The organism is Arthrobacter sp. SAFR-044, assembly GCF_051965175.1.
Lineage (GTDB): Bacteria > Actinomycetota > Actinomycetes > Actinomycetales > Micrococcaceae > Arthrobacter.
The window spans coordinates 218,072-239,028 of sequence record NZ_JBQCMK010000004.1; the positions used below are offsets into that span (position 1 = coordinate 218,072).

General features: G+C 67.0%; 18 protein-coding genes. 17 read left to right on the forward strand and 1 reads right to left on the reverse strand.

Annotated elements, in window-relative coordinates; all coding sequences use genetic code 11:
• Window positions 1-84: 84 nt before the first annotated feature.
• The 10 genes from alaS to nusB all read left to right on the forward strand — a co-directional run bounded on the left by alaS (window position 85) and on the right by nusB (window position 10,450).
• Window positions 85-2,763, forward strand: a complete 2,679-nt coding sequence (alaS, locus tag ACTHQS_RS08370; RefSeq protein WP_440167737.1) for an alanine--tRNA ligase — start codon at window positions 85-87, stop codon at window positions 2,761-2,763.
• 7 nt (window positions 2,764-2,770) lie between these two features.
• Entirely contained in the window at window positions 2,771-3,370 is a 600-nt protein-coding gene (gene ruvX, locus ACTHQS_RS08375; RefSeq protein ID WP_440167739.1) for a Holliday junction resolvase RuvX, read from the forward strand.
• Window positions 3,367-5,049, forward strand: coding sequence for an endolytic transglycosylase MltG (mltG, locus tag ACTHQS_RS08380; RefSeq protein WP_440167741.1), 1,683 nt, complete (start codon window positions 3,367-3,369; stop codon window positions 5,047-5,049). The genes ruvX and mltG overlap by 4 nt, the downstream gene beginning before the upstream one ends.
• Window positions 5,046-5,906 carry a shikimate dehydrogenase gene (locus ACTHQS_RS08385; RefSeq protein WP_440168012.1) on the forward strand — a complete coding sequence of 287 codons (861 nt, stop codon included), beginning with the start codon at window positions 5,046-5,048 and terminating at the stop codon, window positions 5,904-5,906. The genes mltG and ACTHQS_RS08385 overlap by 4 nt, the downstream gene beginning before the upstream one ends.
• 23 nt (window positions 5,907-5,929) lie before the next feature.
• On the forward strand, window positions 5,930-7,129 hold the full coding sequence (aroC, locus tag ACTHQS_RS08390) for a chorismate synthase (RefSeq protein ID WP_440168013.1): 1,200 nt from the start codon (window positions 5,930-5,932) through the stop codon (window positions 7,127-7,129).
• The gene (locus tag ACTHQS_RS08395) at window positions 7,129-7,698 is read left to right on the forward strand and encodes a shikimate kinase (protein ID WP_440167743.1); all 570 of its coding nucleotides are present in this window, start codon (window positions 7,129-7,131) and stop codon (window positions 7,696-7,698) included. Before aroC ends, ACTHQS_RS08395 begins: the two co-directional genes overlap by 1 nt.
• Window positions 7,695-8,786, forward strand: a complete 1,092-nt coding sequence (gene aroB, locus ACTHQS_RS08400; protein ID WP_440167745.1) for a 3-dehydroquinate synthase — start codon at window positions 7,695-7,697, stop codon at window positions 8,784-8,786. The genes ACTHQS_RS08395 and aroB overlap by 4 nt, the downstream gene beginning before the upstream one ends.
• Window positions 8,786-9,304: a tetratricopeptide repeat protein gene (locus tag ACTHQS_RS08405; RefSeq protein ID WP_440167747.1), complete on the forward strand. Its 519-nt coding sequence runs from the start codon at window positions 8,786-8,788 to the stop codon at window positions 9,302-9,304. Before aroB ends, ACTHQS_RS08405 begins: the two co-directional genes overlap by 1 nt.
• A 172-nt stretch (window positions 9,305-9,476) precedes the next feature.
• Window positions 9,477-10,040, forward strand: coding sequence for an elongation factor P (efp, locus tag ACTHQS_RS08410; protein ID WP_141160347.1), 564 nt, complete (start codon window positions 9,477-9,479; stop codon window positions 10,038-10,040).
• Window positions 10,040-10,450, forward strand: a complete 411-nt coding sequence (gene nusB / locus ACTHQS_RS08415) for a transcription antitermination factor NusB (RefSeq protein WP_141160348.1) — start codon at window positions 10,040-10,042, stop codon at window positions 10,448-10,450. The genes efp and nusB overlap by 1 nt, the downstream gene beginning before the upstream one ends.
• 70 nt (window positions 10,451-10,520) lie before the next feature.
• Here the strand turns inward: nusB and ACTHQS_RS08420 are convergent, their stop codons facing one another.
• Window positions 10,521-11,798 carry a PrsW family intramembrane metalloprotease gene (locus ACTHQS_RS08420; protein WP_440167750.1) on the reverse strand — a complete coding sequence of 426 codons (1,278 nt, stop codon included), beginning with the start codon at window positions 11,796-11,798 and terminating at the stop codon, window positions 10,521-10,523.
• Window positions 11,799-11,977: 179 nt separating this feature from the next.
• On the opposite strand from ACTHQS_RS08420, the gene pyrR reads away from it, so the two are divergent.
• The 7 genes from pyrR to pyrF are packed head-to-tail and all read left to right on the forward strand — an operon-like array spanning window position 11,978 to window position 20,909.
• Window positions 11,978-12,565 (forward strand): bifunctional pyr operon transcriptional regulator/uracil phosphoribosyltransferase PyrR, encoded by a 588-nt coding sequence (gene pyrR / locus ACTHQS_RS08425; RefSeq protein WP_440167752.1) that lies wholly within the window; start codon window positions 11,978-11,980, stop codon window positions 12,563-12,565.
• Window positions 12,562-13,587, forward strand: a complete 1,026-nt coding sequence (locus ACTHQS_RS08430) for an aspartate carbamoyltransferase catalytic subunit (protein ID WP_440167754.1) — start codon at window positions 12,562-12,564, stop codon at window positions 13,585-13,587. Before pyrR ends, ACTHQS_RS08430 begins: the two co-directional genes overlap by 4 nt.
• The gene (locus ACTHQS_RS08435; protein ID WP_440167755.1) at window positions 13,587-14,927 is read left to right on the forward strand and encodes a dihydroorotase; all 1,341 of its coding nucleotides are present in this window, start codon (window positions 13,587-13,589) and stop codon (window positions 14,925-14,927) included. The genes ACTHQS_RS08430 and ACTHQS_RS08435 overlap by 1 nt, the downstream gene beginning before the upstream one ends.
• Window positions 14,927-15,445: a PH-like domain-containing protein gene (locus ACTHQS_RS08440; protein ID WP_440167757.1), complete on the forward strand. Its 519-nt coding sequence runs from the start codon at window positions 14,927-14,929 to the stop codon at window positions 15,443-15,445. The genes ACTHQS_RS08435 and ACTHQS_RS08440 overlap by 1 nt, the downstream gene beginning before the upstream one ends.
• A complete protein-coding gene (carA, locus tag ACTHQS_RS08445; RefSeq protein ID WP_440167759.1) occupies window positions 15,426-16,727 on the forward strand; it encodes a glutamine-hydrolyzing carbamoyl-phosphate synthase small subunit in 1,302 nt (433 codons plus the stop codon). Before ACTHQS_RS08440 ends, carA begins: the two co-directional genes overlap by 20 nt.
• Complete coding sequence (carB, locus tag ACTHQS_RS08450) at window positions 16,727-20,041, forward strand: carbamoyl-phosphate synthase large subunit (RefSeq protein WP_440167761.1); 3,315 nt, start codon at window positions 16,727-16,729, stop codon at window positions 20,039-20,041. The genes carA and carB overlap by 1 nt, the downstream gene beginning before the upstream one ends.
• Window positions 20,034-20,909, forward strand: coding sequence for an orotidine-5'-phosphate decarboxylase (gene pyrF / locus ACTHQS_RS08455; protein ID WP_440167762.1), 876 nt, complete (start codon window positions 20,034-20,036; stop codon window positions 20,907-20,909). Before carB ends, pyrF begins: the two co-directional genes overlap by 8 nt.
• Window positions 20,910-20,957 lie beyond the last annotated feature (48 nt).

Genomic DNA, 20,957 nt, shown 5'->3' on the forward strand with positions numbered 1-20,957 from the left:
GACCCCCTACCCGGGATCCCGCCACCTGAACGAAATTCCCGTGCCGCCCGGCGGCGCGGACCAAGAAGGGTAAGTAAACAGCTCATGAAGTCGCAGGAGATCACAAAGCGCTGGGTGGACTTTTTTGTCAGCAAGGGCCACACGGCGGTTCCCTCCGCATCGCTGGTCTCCAGCGACCCCTCGCTGCTGTTCACGGTGGCCGGGATGGTCCCGTTCATTCCCTACCTCACCGCCCGCGAGGAAGCGCCCTACTCCCGCGCCACCAGTGTCCAGAAGTGCATCCGCACCGGCGACATCGAGGAAGTGGGCAAGACTGCCCGCCACGGCACCTTCTTCCAGATGTGCGGCAACTTCTCCTTCGGCGACTACTTCAAGGAAGACGCCATCAAGTTCGCTTGGGAGCTGCTCACCAAGAGCGTTGACGACGGCGGCTACGGCCTTCCGCCCGAGCGGCTGTGGGTGACGGTCTACGAGGAGGACGACGAAGCCGAGGAACTGTGGCTGAAAAACACCGGCGTCCCCGCTGAGCGCATCCAGCGCATGGGCAAGTCGGACAACTACTGGTCAACAGGCCAGCCCGGCCCGGCCGGTCCCTGCTCCGAGATCTACTACGACCGTGGACCGGCCTACGGCGTCGAAGGCGGGCCGCTGGCTGACGAGAACCGCTACGTCGAAATCTGGAACCTGGTGTTCATGCAGTACCAGATCGAAAACGTGCGCTCCAAGGTCGACTTCGACATTGTGGGCGAGCTGCCCAAGAAGAACATCGACACCGGCCTGGGCATGGAACGCCTCGCGATGATCCTGCAGGGCGTCGAGAACATGTACGAGACCGACCAGGTCCGTCCCGTGATCGACAAGGCTGCGGAACTCTCCGGCAAGGACTACACCTCGGCGGAAACCGAGGACGACCCCCACCACACGGATGATGTCCGGATGCGCGTTGTGGCCGACCACATCCGCTCGGCATTGATGCTGATCTCCGACGGTGTGACCCCTTCCAACGAGGGGCGCGGCTACGTCCTGCGCCGCCTGATCCGCCGTGCCGTCCGTTCCATGCGCCTCCTGGGCGTTGAGCAGGCCTGCCTGCCGGAGCTGCTGCCGGCCTCCCGCGACGCCATGAAGGGCGTGTACCCCGTGGTGGCCACCGACTTCGACCGGATCAGCCGCATTGCCTACGCCGAAGAGAAGGCGTTCCTGCGTACCATTGCGTCCGGCACTGCCCGGCTTGAGGACGCAGTCAAGGAATCCAAGGCAGCCAACAAGCCGCTGTCCGGCGAGGATGCCTTCACCCTGCATGACACCTACGGCTTCCCGATCGACCTCACCCTTGAGATGGCCGAAGAGGCCGGCCTGAAGGTGGACGAAGCAGCGTTCCGCAGCCTCATGCAGGAACAGCGCCAGCGCGCCCAGGCCGATGCCAAGGGCAAGAAGGGCGGCCACGCCGACGTCAGTGTCTTCCAGGAGATCCTGGGCCAGGGCGAGACCGTCTTCACCGGCTACACCGAACTCGAAGGCGAGTCACGCGTCCGCGGGCTGCTCAGCGCCGGCCGGCAGGTCCAGCAGGCGGCCACCGGCGACGAGATCGAACTCGTGCTCGCCGAAACCCCGTTCTACGCCGAGGCCGGTGGCCAGGCCGCGGACACCGGCCTGATCACCGGCGACGGCTTCGTCGTCGAGGTCCTCGACGTCCAGCGCCCCGTGAAGGGACTGAGCGTGCACAAGGCGATCGTCCGCGAAGGTGAAATCGGCGCCGACTCCCTGGTGCGCGCCGCCGTCGACCGTGAACGCCGGCACGCCGCGGAGCAGGCGCACACCGGCACGCACATCGTGCACGCTGCCCTGCACCAGATCCTCGGGCCGGAAGCCACCCAGCGCGGTTCCTTCAACAAGGCCGGCTACCTGCGCTTCGACTTCGCCTGGGGCGAGGGCCTGAGCACGGCCACGCGGTCCGAGATCGAAGAGGTTTCCAACCTTGCCATCCGCAACCACTACACGGTGGAGACGAAGATCATGGCGCTGGCCGAGGCCAAGGCCATGGGTGCCATGGCGCTCTTCGGCGAGAACTACGGCAGCGAAGTGCGCGTCGTGGAGATCGACGGCGCGTGGTCGCGCGAGCTGTGCGGCGGCACGCATGTCGCCAACACCTCGCTGATCGGCAGCCTGTCCCTCCTGGGCGAGCAGTCCGTAGGTTCAGGAAACCGCCGCGTGGAGGCGTTCGTTGGCATGGAGGCGTTCCGCCACCTTGCGGCTGAGCGCGCCCTGGTGACCGAGCTGACCGACCTGCTGAAGGTTCCGTCCGGCCAGCTCGCGGACAGGATCTCCGCCACCCTGGCCAAGCTCAAGGCCACCGAAAAGGAACTGGACCGCCTCCGCAAGGAACAGCTGGCCGCTGTTGCCGCCCAGCTGGTGGACAGCGCCAAGGATGCCGCCGGCGTCCGGGTGGTGGCCCACGATGCAGGAAACGTCAGCGGGGCCGACGACCTGCGCGGCCTGGCCCTTGACCTCCGTAACCGCCTCGGTTCCGCGGCTGCCGCCGTGGCCGTGGCCGGCGTCGCCAACGACCGCCCCCTGATCCTGGTGGCCACGAACGAGGCAGCCAGGGAGGCCGGCGTCAAGGCCGGTGCCCTGGTCCGGGTTGCTGCCGGCGTGCTCGGTGGCGGTGGCGGCGGCAAGGATGACGTTGCCCAGGGCGGCGGAACCGATGCCGGAAAGGTCGGCGCTGCGCTGGCCGCCGTCGTCGACGCCATCTCCAGGCGATAATCCAGCCATGACCGATGCTGTTGCTGCCGGCGGCTACCCCCAGGGCGTGAAGCTGGGGGTAGACGTCGGCACCGTCCGCGTGGGCGTGGCCATCTGCGACCGGGACTCGATCCTGGCCACGCCCTACAAGACCCTTGACCGGAACGCCAGGAAAAACTCGGACGTGCGCGTCATCGCCAAGCTGGCGGAGGAGCTGGGCGCCGTGCAGGTCATTGTTGGCCTGCCCAGGACCATGAAGGGCGAGGAACACGCCTCGGCCAGGATGGCCACGGACTACGCCCTGCTCCTTGCGGCCGAGCTTGCCGGCCGTGGCCTGGCAGTTCCGGTCAACCTGGTGGACGAACGCCTCAGCAGCGTTTCGGCCCACCGGAACCTGCATGAAGCTGGCATGAGCAGCAGGGATCACCGTAAAGTAGTTGATCAGGTCGCGGCGGCCGGTATTCTTCAGCACGCCATCGACATGCAGAAAGCCAGGGGAGCGGATGTCGGCTCACGCGTGACAGCGCCATCCCCGTCCGTGGACCTGGGGGCCGGTGGGGTGGACCAGCCCGTCCGCGCCGTCCCCGCCGACACGGCCCAATCTTCAGATAATGGAAGGCAACAGTGAGCCCTGCCAACATTGACGACACCTCCGGACCGCTGGATCCCGGGGCCGCAAGGCCGCTGACCCGCAAGGAACTGCGGGCCCGGGAGAAGAGCCTCAATACCGGAGGCCACGATGCCGTGCCCGAGCAGGCCTATGAATCCGGCGATGTCCCGCCGGAGCCCGCATCGCCCCCGGCTGCCGCGTCTCCCGCAGCCGAATCAACATACGCTCCGCTTCCCGCCGCCGGTGATGTTCCGGCCGCGCCGGAAGCGCCCCCGTCCATCCAGGAGCACGACGGCGTCCAGCACCACCCGGACGACGTCCACTATGCAGGCGGGCACCACGACCTGGTGGACCACGACGCCGTTGGGCACCACGACGACCTGGCGCACCACGACACCGTTGAGCACCACGACCTTGTGGACCATGACGACCTGGCGCACCACGACGTCGTCCCGGAAGAACACCATGCCGACGCGCACCTTCACCACGAGCCCGTCATGCACCACCAGGAAGGCGTGCACGACGACCATGCGTACCACTCTGCCGGGTACCACGAGGATCCCCATGCGCACGGCCCGCACCAGGACGCGGGCCACGAACTGCTTCCAGGTTCATCGGCAGCGCCGGTAGTGCGGCCGTCCAAAAAGGTGCGGCGCCGCCGCAGGCTGCTGGCACTGTTCCTGACACTGGCCGTCTTTGTGACCGCAGTAGCCGTGGGCGCCCAGTTCCTCAAGCCACTCCTGGGCAGCGGCAAGCCCTCTGACTTCCCCGGTCCCGGCTCCGGTGAGGTGCACGTGACCGTAGCCAGCGGCGAAGGAACCAGGTCCGTAGCCACCGAACTGGAAAACCAGCGGGTCGTCGCCAACGCTGACACTTTCATGCAGGCATTCCACGCTTCAGGGGCAACATTGTCTCCGGGCGACTACGTCTTCAAGAACGAAATGAAGAACGCGGATGCCGTCAATATCCTGGTTGGCAAGGACAAGACCAAAGTCATCTACTTTGCCCTAAGCGCGGGCCTGCGCATCAGCGAGTCCTTGCAGGCGATCTCCGAGGGATCCGGAGTGTCCATGCAGCAGTTGCAGGCGCTTAGCAACCAACCCGCCCAGTTCGGCCTGCCCGCCAATGCCAAGAACCTTGAAGGCTACCTGGCGCCCGGCGAGTACCGGTTCCCCCTCGGCACCCCCGCCAAGGACATCCTGCAGGCCCTGGTGAAGGCCACAACCGATGAGCTGGTTTCACAGGGCATCACCGACCCTGCCAAGCAGTACGAGGCCGTCATTGTGGCAAGCATCGTCCAAGCCGAGGGTGGCCAGGCCGACTACGGCGACGTGGCCGGCGCCATCTACAACCGCCTCAAGCCCAACGACCAGACCGGCGGCTTCCTGCAGGTTGACTCCGCCGTCACCTACGGCCTTGGCACCCGCAGCTTCAACTTCACCGATGAGCAGCGGCAGGACAAGTCCAACCCGTACAACACCTACGCAAACCCCGGCCTGCCCCCAGGACCCATCGGCTCACCCGGCAAGACCGCCATCGACGCGGCCGCCCGGCCAAAGACCAATGACTACCTGTACTGGGTGACCATCAACCTGGACACCAAGGAAACGAAGTTCGCCAAGACGCTTGCCGAACACAACGCCTACGTGGAGCAGTACAACGCGTGGTGCCAGGCCAACGCGGGCCGCTGCACATGAGCCTGCGGGCCGCCGTCCTGGGCCACCCCATCAGCCACTCAAAGTCCCCGGCGCTGCACCTCTCAGCCTATGGGAAGCTGGGCGCGGGCATCAGCTACACAGCCATCGACGTGACGGAGGCGTTGCTGCCGTCCTTCATGCGCCAGATACGGAACCAGCCGGGCTGGCGGGGGCTCTCGGTGACCATGCCGCTGAAGACGGCCATGCTGGGCGAGGTGGACGAGGTACGGGGTGTGGCACGCACCCTCGGCGTGGTGAACACCGTCACGTTCGAGGAATCCGCCGGCAGCGTGAAGACCGTGGGCTCCAACACGGACGTGACGGGCATCGTCAACGCCCTGTGCCACGCCGGCACGCAGGCAGCACCGTCTGCCGTCGTCCTCGGCGGTGGTGGAACAGCGGCATCAGCCGTTGCAGCCCTGAAGGAGCTGGGCACCGGGACCGTGCAGGTCTTTGTCCGCGATGCCTCCCGGACAGCAGACGTCCGCTCCGCCGCGGACAGCCTGGGCGTGGACCTCGACGTCCGTCCGCTGGCAGGTGCCGCCGGCCCCACGGCGGAGGCCGACGTCGTCATTTCCACACTGCCGCCCCGCGCGGCAGACGGGCTCGCCGCGGAAATTGCGGCGTTGAAGACCAGGACGCCCGGCGTCCTCCTCGACGTCGCCTACGACCCGTGGCCGAGCCTCATCGCCTCCGTATGGCAGGCCGGTGGCGGCGCCGTGGTGCCCGGTCTGGAAATGCTCCTGTACCAGGCGGTGGAACAGGTGCGGCTCTTCACCCGGCGCGGGGAAGACGTTAATGCAGCTGTCATAGATGTGATGTGTGACGCAGTCGGCCTTGCCCGGCGGGCGTTGTGACCGCCCTACGTGGCAGGATGGAAATTATGCGTTGGTTGACTGCCGGTGAATCCCATGGCCCGGCTCTGATGGGAATTATTGAAGGCGTCCCCGCCGGTGTTGAAATCACCGGGGGCCACATCGCAGACTCCCTGGCACGCCGCCGGCTTGGCTATGGACGCGGTGCGCGGATGAAATTCGAGCAGGACGTGGTCACGATCCTCGGCGGCGTCCGGCACGGCCTGACCCAGGGCGGTCCCGTCGCCATCCAGGTGGCGAACAGCGAATGGCCCAAGTGGGAGCAGATCATGTCCGCCGACCCGGTGGAGCCCGAACTCCTCGCCGACCAGGCACGGAACGCGCCCCTGACCCGGCCGCGTCCTGGGCACGCCGACTTCACGGGCATGCAGAAATACGGCTTCGATGAGGCCCGGCCGGTGCTGGAGCGTGCAAGCGCCCGCGAAACGGCCACCCGCGTGGCGCTCGGCACGGTGGCCGCACAGTTCCTCAAGCACCTCGGCATTGAACTCGTCAGCCACACCGTGTCCATCGCCAGCGTGACCGTCCCGGAGGGCCGCCCGCTGCCTGTGCCCGGTGACGTCATTGCCCTGGACTCTGATCCTTTGCGCTGCTTCGACCGCGAAACTTCGGACGCCATGGTGGCCGAGGTGGACGCCGCGCACAAAGAAGGCGAAACCCTGGGCGGCGTGGTGGAAGTCCTCGCTTACGGGCTGCCGCCGGGACTGGGCAGCTACGTGCACTGGGACCGCCGGCTGGACGGCCGGCTGGCCGCGGCACTCATGGGCATCCAGGCCATCAAGGGGGTGGAGGTCGGCGACGGCTTCCTCACTGCCGCCCGCCGTGGCTCCGCCGCGCACGACGAGATCGTCAGGGACGGCGAAGGCCGCATTGTCCGGGCCAGCAACCGCGCAGGCGGCATCGAGGGCGGCATGAGCATCGGTGACGTCCTCCGGGTGCGCGCAGCCATGAAGCCCATCGCCACCGTTCCGCGTGCCCTGCGGACCATCGACGTCAGCACCGGCGAACCGGCCAAGGCACACCACCAGCGCTCCGACGTCTGTGCGGTTCCGGCTGCCGGTGTGGTGGCCGAGGCCATGGTGGCCCTGGTACTCGCTGAGGCCGTCATCGAGAAGTTCGGTGGTGACTCAGTGGTGGAAACCGCGCGCAACATCAAGGGTTACCTGGACAACATCCCGGCATCCCTGGACTCGATCGGCCAGTAGTGCCCCACCGCAGCAGTCCCGGGCCCCTCGGCGGCCGGCCGATAGTGCTCATCGGTCCCATGGCCGTGGGCAAATCGGCCATCGGCCAGCAGCTCGCCCAGCAGTTGGGGGCCCGGTTCATCGACACCGACGCGGTGATCGTTGCCGGCCATGGATCGATCGCCGATATCTTCGCAGGGCGCGGCGAGCACGCGTTCCGGGAGATCGAGGCCCGGACCGTGGCTGATGCCGTAGAGGAAGCAGAAGGGACCTCCACCGTTATCTCGCTGGGCGGCGGCGCGGTACTTGACTCGGGCACGCAGCAGCTCATCAGCCGCTGCACCGTTGTGTACCTGGAGTGCGACGCCGATACCGTGGTTGACAGGATCGCCCGGAACTCCGGCCGTCCGCTCCTCGCGGGCGACGCCATGGGCCGGTGGACGGCCATGTTCGCCACCCGCAGGCCGGTCTACGAGAGGCTGGCCGACATTACCCTGGACGTCCGCCACGGCTCGGTATCCGAGCTCGGCGGCCGGCTGGAAGCAGCACTGCGGAACCACGCAGCTGCCAAACAGGAAGTTGAAAAGTGAACACGCAATCAACAGTCATCAACGTCACCGGCGAAGGTGCCGGCAACAACTACGGCGTCGTCGTCGGGCGCGGCCTGCTTGGTGACCTTCCCGGGCTGCTGGGCGAGCGGGTCCGCCGGGTCCTGGTGATCCACCCCCGCGCCCTGCGCCTCACCGGTGATACTGTCCGCGACGAACTCGCCGCCGCCGGCTTCACGTCCCTCACCGCCGAAATTCCGGACGCGGAAGAGGGCAAGCACATCCAGGTGGCCGCATTCTGCTGGCAGGTCCTGGGCCAGAACGACTTCACGCGTTCGGACGCCATTGTTGCCGTGGGCGGGGGAGCAGTCACCGACCTTGCCGGCTTCGTCGCCGCCACCTGGTTGCGCGGCGTCAAGGTCATCCACATGCCCACCAGCCTCCTGGGCATGGTGGACGCCTCCGTGGGCGGCAAGACCGGCATCAACACTGCCGAAGGAAAGAACCTGGTGGGGTCCTTCCACCCGCCCGCCGCCGTCCTGGCGGACCTGGACACCCTGGACACGCTGCCGAAGAACGAGATCATTTCCGGCCTGGCCGAGGTGATCAAGTGTGGTTTCATCGCTGATCCGGCCATTCTGGACCTGGTGGAAAAGGACCCGGCCGCAGTGGTGGACGCCCGGTCCGAGGCGCTCCGCGAGCTGATCGAGCGGGCCATCGCCGTGAAGGCGCAGGTGGTCTCCGAGGACCTCAAGGAGTCCGGGCTGCGGGAAATCCTGAACTACGGCCACACCCTGGGCCACGCCATCGAACTGGTGGAACGCTACTCCTGGCGGCACGGCGCCGCGGTGTCCGTGGGCATGATGTTCGCCGCGGAACTTGCCCGCAGCGTGGGGCGGCTCAGCGATGCCGACGCCGACCGGCACCGGAGCATCCTGGACGGGCTGGGGCTTCCGGTCACTTACCGGCGGGACCGCTGGCAGGGGCTGCTGGACGGCATGCGCCGCGACAAGAAGTCCCGCGGCGACCTGCTGCGCTTCGTTGTCCTGGACGGCATCGCCAAACCGGGAATCCTCGACGTCCCGGACACGTCGCTGCTGTTTGCGGCCTACCAGGAAATTGCTTCCTGATGCAGGGCGATATAAGCGGAACCGCCGACTGGCCCGAGGCCGGGTTCCCGGGCATCCGGATCAACCCGGATTCCCTGCGGCCGCAGATCGTGAACGAGGACGCCGTCCGGGACGCCCTGGCCGCCTCCACTGATCCCGCCGACCCGATCTTCGTGCTGCTGGTTGAGGGCCACGCGTCCGACGCTGCCGAACTGCTGGCCGAAGCCCGGTTCAAGGATCCGGAGTCATTCCGGCTGCGCGTGTTCGAGGCGGAGGTGCTGAGCGTCTCCCACCGGATGGACCGCGCCATCGAACTGTTCCGGCAGCTGGTGGCCGAGGTGCATGGAACCTCACGGGAAGCGCTGGCACTGCAATACCTGGGGCGGACGCAGTATGCCGCGGGACAGACCGCCGCGGCCGTTGAGTCCTTCTCCAAGGCCTTGGACCTGAGGGTGGCGCAGTCCGCAGATGCCGCCCAGATCTACTCTTCCACCGTGGCCCTGCAGCGGGCCCGGGACGTCCTGGACCTGGCCTGCTGATCCGGCGGGCAGTGTGCCCGGAAAGGCCGGCCGGGATTTACCGGTAGAATGGTTGTGGAATTTTTGCATCCACGCGATTTTTGACAAACACGTGCAGGCGGGCCGTTTCGGCGTGCCCGCCCGGTATACAGCATCTGACCACGCGGCCAGACAAAGAAACCAGAGGAAACCAGTGGCAACCACTAACGACATTAAGAACGGAACGGTCCTGAAGCTCGAGGGCCAGCTCTGGAACGTCATCGAATTCCAGCACGTCAAGCCCGGCAAGGGCGGTGCCTTTGTCCGGACCAAGATGCGGAACGTGATGTCCGGCAAGGTTGTTGACAAGACGTTCAACGCCGGGCTCAAGATCGAAACGGCAACCGTTGACCGCCGCGACTACCAGTACCTGTACCAGGACGGCGCGGACTTCGTCTTCATGGACACCTCCGATTATGACCAGATCACCGTGTCCGGTGCCACGGTTGGCGACGCCACCAACTTCATGCTCGAGAACCAGATGGTCAACATCGCCATCCACGACGGCAACCCCCTTTACATCGAACTGCCGCCGAGCGTTGTCCTCGAAATCACCTACACGGAGCCGGGCCTGCAGGGCGACCGCTCCTCGGCCGGCACCAAGCCCGCCACCCTGGAAACCGGCTACGAAATCCAGGTCCCGCTGTTCATCGAGAACAACACCAAGGTCAAGGTGGACACCCGCGACGGCAGCTACCTGGGCCGGGTTTCTGAGTAGTGAGCGCCCGCGGTAAAGCCCGCAGCAGGGCACTGGATGTTCTTTTCGAAGCGGAGCAGCGCTCTGTTTCGGCGTTCGACGTGCTCCGGGCACGCCGGGAAAAGACCGACCAGGTGGTCAACCCCTACACCCTGGAAATCGTCGAAGGGGTCGTGTCCCAGCAGGCGGCCATCGATGAGTTCCTTGAGACCTACTCACAGGGCTGGACCCTGGAGCGCATGCCGTCCGTAGACCGCATCATCCTGCGCATCGGCACCTGGGAGCTTTTGTACAACGACGACGTCCCTGACGGCGTGGCGGTCAGCGAGGCTGTTGCGCTGGCCAAGACCTTGTCCACGGATGAGTCTCCGCAGTTCATCAACGGCCTCCTGGGCCGGCTGCAGCAGCTGAAGCCTTCGCTGCTCGCCTAGCCTCCCCGCAGGTCAACGCGAAAGGGCCCCGCCGCCGGCGGGGCCCTTTCGCGTTCCCACGGGTTCCGGTTCAGCCGGCAACGGCCGCCCGCAGTGAGAGGATGCGCTGGAGCTGCTGCCTTTCCTCGGCCTGGTGCAGTGGCACGTCCCGTCCGCTCAGGATGCGCTGCCGGGTATTGGCAAGCTGGGTGGCTGCCTTCAGGAACTGCTTCATCTGCCGCTTCCGGCCGGAGTTCGCAGCCCAGGCCAGGGCAGTTCTCCGGCCGCCCACAGTGGCCATCAGCTGGACCTCGGCCGGCGTAAACCAGCCCGCCGCCGAATACTCCATCAGCCGTTGGCGCGTCAGCCGCTTCTCGGCCACCCGCAGGAAGATGATGCCGCCCACGGCCAGAACGAAGATGGGCACCTGGACCACGATGTAGTCCAGCAGGAAGCCCTGGCCCATGCTGTTCCACCTGTTGTGCAGGAACATGGCCGGCAGCAGTCCCACGAAGAACGCGCCCACGGAGGCGCCGGTGTGCCAGCGCCGGGCGGCGAAACCCATGACAAGGCCGGTGGTGCCGGTGAAGATGGCATGTGCGAACGGGGACATGACCCCACGGAGGAAGAAGACCTGGGCGAAGTCGCTGGCCGGTGACGCGGACTCCGCAATGGCCCGGCCGAAATAGAGGATGTTCTCCGTGAAGGCGAATCCGCCGGCGATGGTGAATGCGAACACCACGCCGTCCACGGGGCCGTCGAACTGCCGCCGCGCCGCGAGGAGGAGGATCAGCAGGCCAAGCGACTTCGCAAATTCCTCGACGACGGGGGCCTGCACTGTTGCCATGTAAGTCTGCAGGTCGGGCTGGTCGGTGAACTGGAATGCAATGACGAAGAATGGCTGGATCAGCAGGGTGACGGCGACGGAGACCGCCGCGCCCCACGTGAAGGCGAAGAACAACAGGCGTTTCGGCTCCGGCTCCCACCGGTCGATGATGTGGACCGCCGTCAGGACCAACGCCAGCGGGACCAGGGATGCCAGGAAACCAATCAGGAACCCTGCGGCCCCGGTATTGGACAGAAGGAACGGCACCACCAGGAACAGGCTCAGGAAGGCAAGCACGCCGCCGGCCAGCGACAGCCCCACCAGCCCGCCGCGGGTGCGCGACGCGTGGAGCACCGTTCCCGGGGCCTGGGCAGGCACCATGACGGCCAGCGGCTGGCCCTGGTGACCCGGGGCAGCCCGGTAATGTTCCGGGTGCACGTGGCCCATCCAGGTGGGGTTGGCCTGCTGGGGCAGGGGGCGGTTGTCGCCGCGGTAGGGGTCGTTGGGGAGCCCGGAGGGAGGTTGCTGCGGGTACGTCGGCATACCCGAAAGCCTAAGCGGGTGCTGCCGCGCCACCAAGGATCGCGGTGTCCAGGCCTCACGAATGTGATCAGCACCGCGTTGTCCGGGCACGGGCCCGGCAGGAACCGTGTGGTAATTTTGAAGAGCAAACATTCCTTTTTTAATTCCGTCCTGTGAGGCGGGGAAAGGGGAGACGAGCGTTGACATCTGTCACCAGCGCACCGGTTCCAGCCAGGGTTGTCCTCAGCCAGGCGGACATTGACCGGGCCCTCACTCGTATCGCCCACGAGATCCTCGAAGCCAACAAGGGATCCCGGGACCTGGTCCTGTTGGGCATTCCCCGCCGCGGTTACCCGCTGGCTGTCCGGCTGGCTGAAAAAATTGCTGCCGCAGACAACACTGTTGATGCCGCTGCCATCGTTGGCCAGCTTGACGTCACCATGTTTCGTGACGACCTCTCGCACCAGGGAACGCGGCCGCCGTACCCCACAAGGATGCCCCGGACCGGCATCGACAACAAGGTAGTGGTGCTGATCGACGACGTCCTGTACTCGGGGCGGACCATCCGGGCCGCCCTTGACGCCCTCGTTGACCTGGGCCGTCCCCGGATCGTCCGGCTCGCTGTCCTGATTGACCGGGGCCACCGCGAACTTCCCATCCGCGCAGACCACGTCGGCAAGAACCTGCCCACATCCTCGGCCGAAAAGGTCCGGGTCCGGCTGGAAGAAACGGACATGTCCGACGCCGGAACACCGGTCAACGAAGTCGTGATCGAAGGCGGCGCATGAAACACCTCCTGTCCACAGAAGACCTCAGCCGTTCCAACGCCATCCGCATCCTGGATACCGCCGAGGAAATGTCGGCGGTGGGGGAGCGGGAAGTGAAGAAGCTCCCGGCGCTGCGCGGCCGCACCGTGGTCAACCTCTTCTTCGAGGACTCCACCCGCACCCGCATCTCGTTCGAGGCCGCGGCCAAGCGGCTGTCCGCCGATGTGATCAACTTCGCGGCGAAGGGATCATCAGTTTCCAAGGGAGAGTCCCTCAAGGACACTGCCCAGACGCTGTCCGCCATGGGCGCAGACGCCGTCGTCATCCGGCACTGGGCCTCCGGCGCGCCTCACCGGCTGGCTGCCACCGACTGGATCGATGCCGCCGTCATCAACGCGGGCGACGGCACCCATGAGCACCCCACCCAGGCCCTGCTCGATGCCTTCACCATGCGCCGGCACTGGGCCCGTCTCTCCGGCACCGGTTCCGAGGGAACGGACCTCAAGGGCATGCGGGTGGCCATCGCAGGCGACGTCCTGCACTCCCGCGTGGCACGCTCCAACGTGTGGCTGCTCCGGACCCTTGGCGCGGAAGTCACCCTGGTGGCCCCGCCCACCCTGCTGCCGGTCGGCGTCGACAAATGGCCCTGCAGCGTCAGCTACGACCTGGACCAAACCCTGGCCAACGGCGTTGACGCCATGATGATGCTTCGGGTCCAGGGCGAACGCATGAACGCATCGTTCTTCCCCAGCACCCGCGAATACTCGCGCCGCTGGGGCTTTGACGACAACCGGCTCCGCGCCCTCGACGACCTGGGCATGACGGACACCATCATCATGCACCCGGGCCCCATGAACCGTGGCCTGGAAATCAGCTCAGCAGCCGCGGACTCACCCCGCTCCACCGTCCTGGCCCAGGTCCGCAACGGCGTGTCCGTGCGGATGGCCGCACTGTACCTGCTGCTCTCCGGGGATACCCGGGAACCAGCCGCAACCCGGGCACCGGCCTACGCCGCCGCCCCGTCCACCAAGGAGAGCAACTGATGGCAGGCAACACCGGAACGTACCTCATCCAGGGCGCCGCCATCCTGGGCGGTGACCCCACCGACCTTCTGGTCCGCGACGGCATCATCGCCGAGATCGGCCATGGCCTGTCCGCTGACGGTGCCACCGTTATCGACGCCGCCGGCCTGGTGGCCCTGCCCGGCATGGTGGACGTCCACACCCACCTCCGCGAACCGGGCCGCGAGGACGCCGAGACGGTGGAGACCGGCACACGTGCCGCAGCGCTGGGCGGATACACCGCGGTCCACGCCATGGCCAACAGCACCCCTGTGGCCGACACCGCGGGGGTCGTGGAGCAGGTTTACACGCTGGGCCGCGCGGCCGGGTGGGTTGACGTGCGCCCGGTAGGGGCAGTCACCGTCGGGCTCGCGGGGGAGCAGCTGGCGGAGCTGGGCGCCATGGCCGACTCCCGCGCCCGGGTACGGATGTTCTCCGACGACGGCATTTGCGTCCACGATCCCGTGCTGATGCGCCGCGCGCTGGAATACGTCAAGGCGTTCGACGGCGTGGTGGCCCAGCATGCGCAGGAACCGCGCCTCACCGCCGGGGCACAGATGAACGAGGGCGACGTCTCCGCCGTCCTGGGCCTCACCGGCTGGCCCGCCGTGGCCGAGGAAAGCATCATCGCCCGCGATGTCCTGCTGGCCCAGCACGTCGGTTCCCGCCTGCACGTGTGCCACGTGTCCACGGCAGGCTCGGTGGAGATCATCCGCTGGGCCAAGGAACGCGGCATCGACGTCACGGCCGAGGTCACCCCGCACCACCTGCTGCTGACCGACGACCTGGTGCGCAGCTACGACCCCGTCTTCAAGGTCAACCCGCCCCTGCGCACCGACGCCGACGTCCAGGCATTGCGGGCAGGCCTGGCAGACGGAACGATCGACGTTGTGGGTACCGACCACGCACCGCACCCCAGCGAGCACAAGGAATGTGAGTGGGCGCAGGCCGCCATGGGCATGACCGGGCTGGAAACGGCCCTGTCAGTGGTCCAGCACGCCATGATCGAGACCGGCCTGATGACGTGGGCGGACTTCGCGCGCGTCACGTCCACCGCGGCCGCGAAGATTGGCCGGTTGAGCGACCAGGGCCGGCCCCTCGAAGCCGGGGAACCCGCCAACCTCATCCTGGTGGATCCTGCCGCACGCTGGACCGTGGACCCCTTCCAGATGGCCACCATGGGCCGCAACTCGCCGTTCAAAGGCAGGGAACTCCCGGGCAAGGTAGTGGCCACCTTCTTCAAGGGGCACCCCACCGTCCTTGCCGGAGCCCTCAACACCCCCCACCCGGACTCCGCCGCAACCCCCGCAGGCGCTGCCTGATGGACAAGATCCTTCCCGGACTTGCCATGCTGGCGGTGGTCGCCGTCGTGTTTGTCCTCCTCGCAGTCGGCTGGCGCAACCGCCTGAAGCGCCAGTCCGACGTCGACCAGCTGCCCCAGGTGCCTGCCGCCCCGGGCGAGCCCACCGCAACCGCCGAGGGTCAATACGTGGCCACCACGACGGCCGGCGACTGGCTTGACCGGATCGCGGTGCACGGGCTGGGCATCCGCACCAACTCCACCCTTGAGGTGTACCCGCACGGCGTCCTCTATGGGCGCTCCGGTGCCCCTGCCCTGTACATCCCCGCAGCATCCCTCACGGAAGTCCGGCAGGACAGCGGCATGGCCGGGAAGTTCGTTGAAAAGGACGGCCTCCTGGTGCTCGGATGGACGCACGGCACGCATGACCTGGACACCGGCTTCCGTACCCGCCGCGCCGCGGACAAGGACGTGCTGTACCAGGCCCTTCAGGATTTGATTTCGTCAGCCCCAGCGGCTGGTGCCACCAGTGGAAAGTAAGACAGTGAAAGCGAATACATTGACAGCAACCACCTCCGCTCCAGTATCGGCCCCAGCTGCGCTGGTGCTCGAAGACGGGCGCATTTTCCGCGGCACCAGCTACGGCGCCACCGGCACTGCCCTGGGCGAGGCCGTCTTCGCCACCGGCATGACCGGCTACCAGGAGACCATCACCGATCCGTCGTACGCCCGCCAGCTGGTGGTGCAGACGGCCCCGCACATCGGCAACACCGGCGTGAACGATGACGACGCCGAGTCCCGGCGCATCTGGGTGGCCGGCTACATTGTCCGCGACGCCGCGCGCCGCCCCTCCAACTGGCGGTCCGAGCGGTCGCTGGACGAGGAGCTCGTGGCCCAGGGCATCGTCGGTATCCAGGGTGTGGACACCCGTGCCATCACCCGGCACCTGCGTGAGCATAAGACCATGCGCGCCGGTATCTTCTCCGGTGAGGCGGCGCAGGGAACGGACAAGGAACTGCTCGACGCTGTCCTGGCCAGTGCCCCCATGGAGGGTTCGCGCCTGGCGGAAGAAGTCAGCGTCGACGAAGCCTACGTGGTGGAACCGAAGGACCACGGCTGGGAGGGCGAGCCCCGCTTCAGCATCGCGGCGATCGACCTCGGCATCAAGGCCATGACTCCGGTCCGGTTCGCCGAGCGCGGCGTCCGCGTCCACGTGCTCCCGGCCACCGCCACCCTCGAGGACGTCAAGGCCGTCAACCCGGACGGCTTCTTCATGTCCAACGGCCCGGGCGACCCCGCCACCGCCGACGCCCAGGTCAAGCTCCTGCGCTCCGTCCTGGATGAGAAGCTGCCCTACTTCGGCATCTGCTTCGGCAACCAGATCCTGGGCCGTGCCCTCGGCTTTGGCACCTACAAGCTCCGCTACGGCCACCGCGGCATCAACCAGCCCGTCATGGACCGCCGCACCGGCAAGGTGGAAATCACCTCCCAGAACCACGGCTTCGCCGTGGATGCACCGCTCGACGGCGCCACCCAGGCTCCGGAGGCACGTTACGGCCGGGTGGAAGTGAGCCACATCAGCCTGAACGACGACGTCGTGGAAGGCCTCGCCTGCCTGGACATCCCGGCCTTCTCCGTCCAGTACCACCCCGAAGCGGCAGCCGGTCCGCACGACGCCGCCTACCTTTTCGACCGGTTCATCGACCTCATGGAGGGCACGCGGGACGGCCGGAACGCCAACCTGTCCAAGGAATCGGTGGACTCCGCCCACCCCGCCGGCGCTGAACACAAAAACGACAACAAGACTGAGGACAAGAAGTAATGCCGAAACGTACAGACCTCAAGAGCGTCCTCGTCATTGGTTCCGGCCCGATCGTCATCGGCCAGGCCGCCGAATTCGACTACTCCGGCACCCAGGCCCTGCGCGTCCTCAAGGAGGAAGGCCTGCGCGTCATCCTCGTGAACTCCAACCCGGCCACCATCATGACCGACCCCGAGTTCGCCGACGCCACCTATGTTGAACCCATCACCCCCGAGGTGGTGGAGAAAATCATCGCCAAGGAACGTCCCGACGCCGTGCTGCCCACCCTGGGTGGCCAGACCGCACTGAACACCGCCATCGCGCTGGACAAGAACGGTGTCCTGGAGAAGTACAACGTGGAACTCATTGGCGCCAACATCGCCGCGATCGAGCTCGGCGAGGACCGCGAGAAGTTCAAAGGCGTTGTTGAGCGCTGCGGCGCCGAGTCCGCCCGCAGCCACATCATCCACACCATGGACGAGGCCCTCACGGCGGCCGTGGACCTTGGCTACCCCATGGTGGTCCGCCCGTCGTTCACCATGGGCGGCCTGGGCTCCGGCCTGGCCTACAACGAGGATGACCTGCGCCGCATCGTCGGCCAGGGCCTGCAGTACAGCCCCACCAGCGAGGTGTTGCTCGAAGAGAGCATCCTGGGCTGGAAGGAATATGAACTCGAGATGATGCGGGACAAGAACGACAACGTGGTTGTCGTCTGCTCCATCGAGAACTTCGACCCCGTGGGCGTGCACACCGGCGACTCCATCACTGTTGCCCCGGCGCTGACCCTGACTGACCGCGAGTACCAGAAGCTGCGCGACGTTGCCATCGCCGTCATCCGCGAGGTGGGCGTTGACACCGGCGGCTGCAACATCCAGTTCGCCATCGACCCCGCCACCGGCCGCGTGGTGGTCATCGAAATGAACCCCCGCGTTTCCCGCTCCTCGGCGCTGGCGTCCAAGGCAACCGGCTTCGCCATCGCCAAGATCGCTACCAAGCTCTCCCTCGGCTACACCCTGGATGAGATCCCCAACGACATCACCCAGAAGACCCCCGCGTCCTTCGAACCCACCCTGGACTACGTGGTGGTCAAGGTTCCGCGGTTCGCGTTCGAGAAGTTCCCGGCGGCGGACAACACCCTCACCACCACCATGAAGTCCGTGGGCGAGGCCATGGCCATGGGCCGGAACTTCACCGAAGCCCTGCAGAAGGCCCTCCGCTCCCTCGAGCAGAAGGGATCACAGCTGGACTTCAGCTCCGTGCCGGAGTACGAGGTCGAGGAGCTGATCGAGAAGGCCAAGCGCCCCACCACGGAACGCCTGCACCAGGTCCAGCGCGCCCTGCTGGGCGGCGCCACCGTGGAACAGCTCTTCGAAGCCACCAAGATCGACCCCTGGTTCCTCGACCAGCTCCAGCTGCTCAACGAGATTTCGCACGAGATCCGCCATGCCGGCGCCCTCACCAAGGAGATGCTGCAGCGCGCCAAGCGCCACGGCTTCTCCGACGAGCAGATCGGCACCCTCACGCACAACCCCGAGGCAGTGGTCCGCGGCGTGCGCCAGGCCCTGGGCATCCGCCCCGTCTACAAGACCGTGGACACCTGCGCCGCGGAGTTCGCCGCGTACACGCCCTACCACTACTCGGCCTACGACGAGGAGGACGAGGTTGCGCTGCACTCCAAGCCGTCCATCCTGATCCTCGGTTCGGGCCCCAACCGCATCGGCCAGGGCATCGAGTTCGACTACTCCTGCGTCCACGCCTCCATGGCGCTGCGCAAGGCCGGCTACGAGACCGTCATGGTCAACTGCAACCCGGAAACCGTCTCCACCGACTACGACGTCTCCACCCGCCTGTACTTCGAGCCGCTCACGCTCGAGGACGTCCTGGAGGTCATCGCGGCCGAGGAACGCACCGGCGGCGTCATGGGTGTGTTCGTCCAGCTCGGCGGCCAGACCCCGCTGAAGCTGGCCCAGCAGCTGGCCGACGCCGGCGTCCCCATCCTGGGCACCTCCCCGGAAGCCATCGACCTGGCGGAACACCGCGGCGCCTTCTCCCGCGTGCTGGACAAGGCCGGCCTGGTGTCGCCCAAGAACGGCACCGCCGTCTCCTTCGAGGATGCCAAGACGATTGCTGACGAGATCGGCTATCCGGTCCTGGTCCGCCCGTCCTACGTCCTGGGCGGCCGCGGCATGGAGATCGTCTACGACGAGCCCAACCTCTCCCGCTACATCGCCAATGCCACGGAAATCACCCCGGACCACCCGGTACTGATCGACCGGTTCCTGGAGGACGCCGTCGAAATCGACGTCGACGCCCTTTTCGACGGTACCGACATGTACCTGGGCGGCATCATGGAGCACATCGAGGAAGCCGGCATCCACTCCGGCGACTCCGCATGCGTCCTGCCGCCCATCACCCTGGGGAGCAACGTCGTCGAACGTGTCCGCGTGGCCACCCGCGCCATCGCTGAAGGCGTGGGCGTGCGCGGCCTCATCAACATCCAGTTCGCGCTGGCCTCCGACGTGCTCTACGTCCTGGAAGCCAACCCCCGAGCCTCGCGGACCGTGCCGTTCGTGTCCAAGGCCACGGGCGTCCAGATGGCCAAGGCCGCAGCCCTCATCGGCACCGGCGTGACCATCAACCAGCTCCGCAGCGCCTACAAGATGCTGCCGGAAACCGGCGACGGCTCAACCCTTCCGCTGGACGCCCCCGTGGCCGTCAAGGAAGCCGTACTGCCGTTCAGCCGGTTCCGCACCCTCGAAGGCAAGGTGGTGGACTCCCTGCTCGGCCCGGAAATGCGCTCCACCGGCGAAGTGATGGGCATCGACAAGCACTTCGACACCGCCTTCGCCAAGAGCCAGGCCGGTGCCAACAACGCCCTGCCCACCGAGGGCAAGGTGTTCGTCTCCGTGGCCAACCGCGACAAGCGTTCCGTGATCATGGGCGTCAAGCGGCTCTCCGACCTCGGCTTCGAGATCATCTCCACCGGCGGCACCGCCGACGTCCTGCGCCGCAACGGCATCCAGGCCACCCCGGTGCGCAAGGTTGCCGAGGGCAGCAGCGCCGAGGGCGAGGGCACCATCGCCGACCTCATCGTTGCCGGCGAGATCGACATGGTCTTCAACACGCCCTCCGGCGGCGAAGCCCGCAGCGACGGCTACGAGCTCCGTGCCGCGGCAACGTCAATCGGCATTCCCTGCATCACCACCGTGGCTGAGTTCAACGCCGCCGTCCAGGCCATTGAGGCCATGCGCACGTACGAGTGGTCCGTCACCAGCCTGCAGGAGCACGCCGCGGCTCTGGCGGAATCGCAGAAGGCGGCCCTGCAGCATGCCTGAGCAGGTACCCGGTATCCTTGCAGCCAGCGCCGGCCGGGAGTCCTTTGGCTCCCGGCTCGGCGCGGCCATGGCCGCCCGTGGTCCCCTCTGCGTGGGCATTGATCCGCACCCGGCGCTGCTGAAGAGCTGGGGGCTGGACGACGACGCCGCCGGGCTGCGGCGCTTCTCGCTGACCGTCCTGGAGGCAGTGGCTGCGCTCGTTGCCGCGGTCAAGCCGCAGGTGGCACTTTACGAGCGCCACGGTTCTGCCGGCATGGCGGTGCTGGAGGAAATCCTCGCCACGGCCCGGGACGAGTCCGTGCTCAGCATCGCCGACGCCAAGCGCGGCGACATCGGATCCACGATGGCCGCCTACGCGGACGCCTGGCTGCGCGACGAGTCTCCGCTCGCGGCGGACTCCGTCACGCTGAGCCCCTACCTCGGCTTCGAGTCATTGCGCCCCGCGCTGGACCTCGCGGCGGAAACCGGGCGCGGCGTATTCGTGCTGGCACTGACGTCCAACCCGGAGGGCGCCTCGGTCCAGCACGTGGGCGGAAAGGATTCCGTGGCCCGCAGGATCACGGAGTCCGCGGCAGCGGAGAACTCGCGGTACCCCGGAAGCCTCGGGTCTGTGGGCCTGGTGGTGGGCGCCACCGTCGGCAGCGCCCTGGCAGACCTGGAACTGGACCTGGCTGCCGTCCGCGGCCCCATCCTGGCGCCGGGGCTCGGCGCCCAGGGGGCAACGCCGGCTGACCTTCGGGCCACCTTCGGCGCTGCCTACAAACTTGTCCTGGGAACCTCCAGCCGCGACATCCTGTCGGCCGGACCGGAAACCCGAAGCCTGCGCGAGGCCGCCCTGCGGACGCTGGACGGACTGCGGGGCGAATAGGCCCACAATTGCCCGGATGCATTGATTCAGGCTGCACCAGAGGGTAGT

Coding starts and splice junctions, on each gene's coding strand:
- ACTHQS_RS08385 (WP_440168012.1), top strand. CDS start 5,046: ATGAGCCTGCGGGCCGCCGTCCTGGGCCACCCCATCAGCCACTCAAAG.
- carB (WP_440167761.1), top strand. CDS start 16,727: ATGCCGAAACGTACAGACCTCAAGAGCGTCCTCGTCATTGGTTCCGGC.
- pyrF (WP_440167762.1), top strand. CDS start 20,034: ATGCCTGAGCAGGTACCCGGTATCCTTGCAGCCAGCGCCGGCCGGGAG.
- alaS (WP_440167737.1), top strand. CDS start 85: ATGAAGTCGCAGGAGATCACAAAGCGCTGGGTGGACTTTTTTGTCAGC.
- ruvX (WP_440167739.1), top strand. CDS start 2,771: ATGACCGATGCTGTTGCTGCCGGCGGCTACCCCCAGGGCGTGAAGCTG.
- ACTHQS_RS08435 (WP_440167755.1), top strand. CDS start 13,587: ATGGCAGGCAACACCGGAACGTACCTCATCCAGGGCGCCGCCATCCTG.
- ACTHQS_RS08430 (WP_440167754.1), top strand. CDS start 12,562: ATGAAACACCTCCTGTCCACAGAAGACCTCAGCCGTTCCAACGCCATC.
- ACTHQS_RS08420 (WP_440167750.1), bottom strand. CDS start 11,798: ATGCCGACGTACCCGCAGCAACCTCCCTCCGGGCTCCCCAACGACCCC.
- ACTHQS_RS08405 (WP_440167747.1), top strand. CDS start 8,786: ATGCAGGGCGATATAAGCGGAACCGCCGACTGGCCCGAGGCCGGGTTC.
- ACTHQS_RS08440 (WP_440167757.1), top strand. CDS start 14,927: ATGGACAAGATCCTTCCCGGACTTGCCATGCTGGCGGTGGTCGCCGTC.